Origin of the sequence: Aeromonas sp. HMWF014, from assembly GCF_963878295.1 — a bacterium.
Classification (GTDB): domain Bacteria; phylum Pseudomonadota; class Gammaproteobacteria; order Enterobacterales; family Aeromonadaceae; genus Aeromonas; species Aeromonas popoffii.
Map to the genome: position 1 here is coordinate 1 of NZ_CAWNYS010000044.1, position 3,531 is coordinate 3,531.

At 43.3% G+C, this 3,531-nt stretch carries 5 protein-coding genes and 2 pseudogenes; all 7 read left to right on the plus strand.

Translation table 11 applies throughout. From position 1 onward, the window contains the following. Window positions 1-289 precede the first annotated feature (289 nt). The gene (locus AAC083_RS01475) at window positions 290-1,156 is read left to right on the plus strand and encodes a pesticin C-terminus-like muramidase (protein ID WP_181364618.1); all 867 of its coding nucleotides are present in this window, start codon (window positions 290-292) and stop codon (window positions 1,154-1,156) included. Next, on the plus strand, window positions 1,144-1,527 hold the full coding sequence (locus AAC083_RS01480; protein ID WP_108535695.1) for a lysozyme inhibitor LprI family protein: 384 nt from the start codon (window positions 1,144-1,146) through the stop codon (window positions 1,525-1,527). Before AAC083_RS01475 ends, AAC083_RS01480 begins: the two co-directional genes overlap by 13 nt. A 147-nt stretch (window positions 1,528-1,674) precedes the next feature. Then, window positions 1,675-1,800: pseudogene (locus tag AAC083_RS01485) on the plus strand (alpha-amylase family glycosyl hydrolase); the annotation flags it as partial. Window positions 1,801-1,823: 23 nt separating this feature from the next. Further along, window positions 1,824-2,120, plus strand: coding sequence for an N-acetylmuramidase domain-containing protein (locus AAC083_RS01490; protein WP_108535696.1), 297 nt, complete (start codon window positions 1,824-1,826; stop codon window positions 2,118-2,120). Then, entirely contained in the window at window positions 2,110-2,559 is a 450-nt protein-coding gene (locus AAC083_RS01495; protein ID WP_146181557.1) for a hypothetical protein, read from the plus strand. The genes AAC083_RS01490 and AAC083_RS01495 overlap by 11 nt, the downstream gene beginning before the upstream one ends. Window positions 2,560-2,835: 276 nt before the next feature. Next, the gene (locus tag AAC083_RS01500; RefSeq protein WP_108535697.1) at window positions 2,836-3,099 is read left to right on the plus strand and encodes a hypothetical protein; all 264 of its coding nucleotides are present in this window, start codon (window positions 2,836-2,838) and stop codon (window positions 3,097-3,099) included. Between the two features lie 9 nt (window positions 3,100-3,108). Next, window positions 3,109-3,531, plus strand: a pseudogene (locus AAC083_RS01505) (hypothetical protein); the annotation flags it as partial.

The following is a 3,531-nucleotide window of genomic DNA, read 5'->3' on the forward strand; positions in this document are numbered from 1 at the left end:
ATGAGGCGCTGGGGCGCCCCATGCAACACGTAATTGGGACATAGCCTTTAAAAAGGTCGATGGTTCAGGCTCCGACGGCTATCTGGATCCCGATGCACCTCCAACCTTTTTTACCGATCTGGTCAAGAGCTTTGATACCGATGGCAATGGCGAACTCAGCAGTGAAGAGATACAGGCGGCCCTGCAAAACAGCAGCAATGCAGACCAACTTCACAAGCTTATCGTCAAGCACCCCAGCGAATGGTATGAAAAATCGTCAGCCAGTAGTTATCAATGGCTGGATAAATTGATGACCAAGATTGGCTTGCCTGATTTTGACAAGTTGGTGGATCACGAAAAGCAGCGTATTGATAAGCTGGAGTGGATGCAGAGTGCTGCCAAGTTAAAACTGGAGAAAGAAGTTTGGCATATTTATCCAATAGGCATGATGGGGTTGGCGGCCGAGTCGAGCTCTGATGATGAAATGGATAAAAAGTGGCTCACCGTACCCAAAGGACAGCTCACATTTGATGCTGAAGGGAACGATGTTGATACGAGTATATACTTCTCGAGAAAGCCGCATATACCAATGCAAAGAGATGGTACTGTCATTGGTCAATCAGGAGTCACCTATGGGCGAGGTTTAGACGTTGGTCAGCAAACACAGCAGTTTGTTTCAAATTTGTTGTCGGCGATCAGTGAAAATGCAAGGCCATTATCTGATGAAATGTCTTCTTGGCTCATAGTTGGTTCCGGTAAAAAACGCGATTTAGCTAAAGAACACCTTGCTTTGCTTAATGATACCGTTCCTATTGATGAGCAAATACTAACCAGAAAGCAACAACACTTTTTATTTTTATCTGTATATGCTGATCGTGAAAACACAACCAAGCGAACAATAGAGGCTGCTCGAGGTTCTCGTCACGTTCTTGCACCACCAGGTAAAATTATATGGGGTCAATTACCTACAGATGTACAAGAAGTTTTGGTAGATTTAACATTTAGAGGGGATAACCATTCGAAATCAAGAGACTCTATTATTCCAGCTTTGGTTGAGGGGTTAGAGTCTAGTAACTATAGTGCGTTTAAAAATTTGATGAGTGATAGAACTGTTTGGATTGATGTATTTAGTGTCCCCCGAGAAAGATTTAATGCGAGGTCATCATGGGTAAAATAATATTTTTATTGTCAATATGCATTTCCTTTTCTGCTATTTCTCAAGAGTGTTCTGATAAAAAAACAGAGGCGGAAATGTATCAGTGTATATCTGATCTTTATGAAAAATCAGACGTAGAACTAAATTCTGTTTATAAAAAGAAGATGGTGGAATTAGATTCTATCAATATTCATGGCGAAGGTGCAGACATCAAGCCAGTGTCATTTTTTCTTAAGAAAAATCAGCAGGCATGGATAAAAATGCGAGATACTGACTGTGATTTGGAAACATACGAGTCAATGACTGGCTCTGGCTACGCAACTATCTATAAGAGTTGTCTATTGAAAAAGACAAATGAAAGAGTTAAGTTTTTAAATTCACAGTTTTACTGAGCTAGTACAACAATTGCTGGGCGGATTCCTGTAACGTAATCTTCCCAGCCCTATTGAAAGAGCGTATATCAAATCTGGGACACCCACCATTTTGACAGGGGCGTAGCGATCTGCTTGGCTTAAGTGACAGCGCACAGGGAGCTTGCCATGACCATCGCCCGTTCACGTCAAATCAGTTTGCAGGATACGCCCTACTACCACGTGGTCAGTCGCTGCGTGCTGCGGGCTTTTTTGTGCGGGGAAGATACTCACTCGGGGGCGGATATGGGACATATAAAGTTCAGTATAGGAAACTTATGCTGGCCTACTCATTGGATAAAAATGCTGCACTAAAAGCAGCATCTTGGGGGAAGTTCCAAATATTAGGTTCCAACCACTTGAGTTCTGGATATAAAGATGTAAATGAATTCGTTAGTTCGCTCAGTAGTTCAGAAAAAAACCATCTTAAAGCTTTTGTTGATTTTATAAAAGCTGACAATAGATTGCTCAAAGCTATTCGAGCAAAGGATTGGTTAGCATTTGCACTGGTGTACAATGGTCCTAGGCAGAAAGGATATGATAAAAGAATGAAGGATAATTACAATGCACTCTAATATTTATATTTTCATGTTGCTTTATTTAATTTCGGCTTCTTCGTATAGCAGCGAAAACGTGTATTTTTCTTGTGAGACTGATAAAGGTGACGTTAAATTATTCGTTGATGGTAATATATTGAATTATGAATTCTCGAAAGGTGATAAGACAGAGCTTTCTTATCACTCATTGGGAGATGGTTTTAGTGGATTCAGTCATAATTATTACTATAGATACCAGACTGAATATGGAATGGTTTCTTTCAGTAAAGGGAAATACAAGTATTCGATTTTTAGTAACTACGAAGAAAATGAAGAAATGTCAGGTGTAATAGTAACTATATCCGAAAAGGAATATAACATCCCTTGCAGAAAAACAATTGCAAACAAACTTGTGGATCTTATCCCTTTACTACAATGTGATAAAGAAGATGCATTGGGATGCTATCCTGAAAGATAATATCTTTAATGTTGTTTCTGGTAAGATGTACAGATCTAGTTATCACCTGACACCGGCCTAAAACTGGTGTCATTGTTAATGAAGTGTTAGGAGCTTCTGGGATACTCACCACGTTTACACCAGTCGCTTATCAGCGCTGAGCAGTCTGGTCACTATCTTCTTTGCAACCACAACAAGTGGCATGGCGGCATTCATATTAGCGACAAGAGTGCCCCTTGGTGCAAGGATAAGTACCCCGTCAGAGCCATTGCAGATGGCAAGGTGGTGGCATTCCGGATGATGAAGGATTACCTGACCTCTGAATTTCAGGGGGAGTCCTTACGTTATTCAAACTGCTTCTGCTTGGTACAGCACGAATATTGTGAGATCAATGCAGAAACTAAAGCGAAAAACGAGTTCACCTTTTATTCGCTCTATATGCACCTGCTGCCTTGGGATAAGTACCAAAGCGCCGAGAAACTGGTGCTAAAAAAAATCTGGGACACCCACCTTTTTGAGCTAGGCGTTGTGTGGCCTGTTATCACCGCAGTCGCTTTTTAAAGATCAGGGATGACAGCTGGGGGAGGCAATCCCCCCAGCGAGATGGCCTCCCTCGATGCCTTTATCGAGAAGATCAACAGTCTCAAGAGCGGCACTTTCCTGATTGGTCGCAACCGCATCTGGCACGGTGGCATCCACCTCAGTGAGAAAGGGGGCTGGCACCCGAGCGGCGCTGTACGCGCCATTGCGGACGGGGAAATCGTGGCCTACCGACTGGCGACCAAACCAGCCAAGGCGACCCGTAGCGCCGAAGAGGGCAAGCCAGAGGGAAAGATTGACTTGTATACCTCCCCTTCGTTTTGTCTGGTACGTCATCGCTACGAGGCCGGTGAGCAGAGCAAGAATCAGCTGACCTTCTACAGCCTCTACATGCACATCGCGGGTGAGAACACCTACAGCAGCCCAGAGGCGGCGCGAGTGACCGTCAAGGGC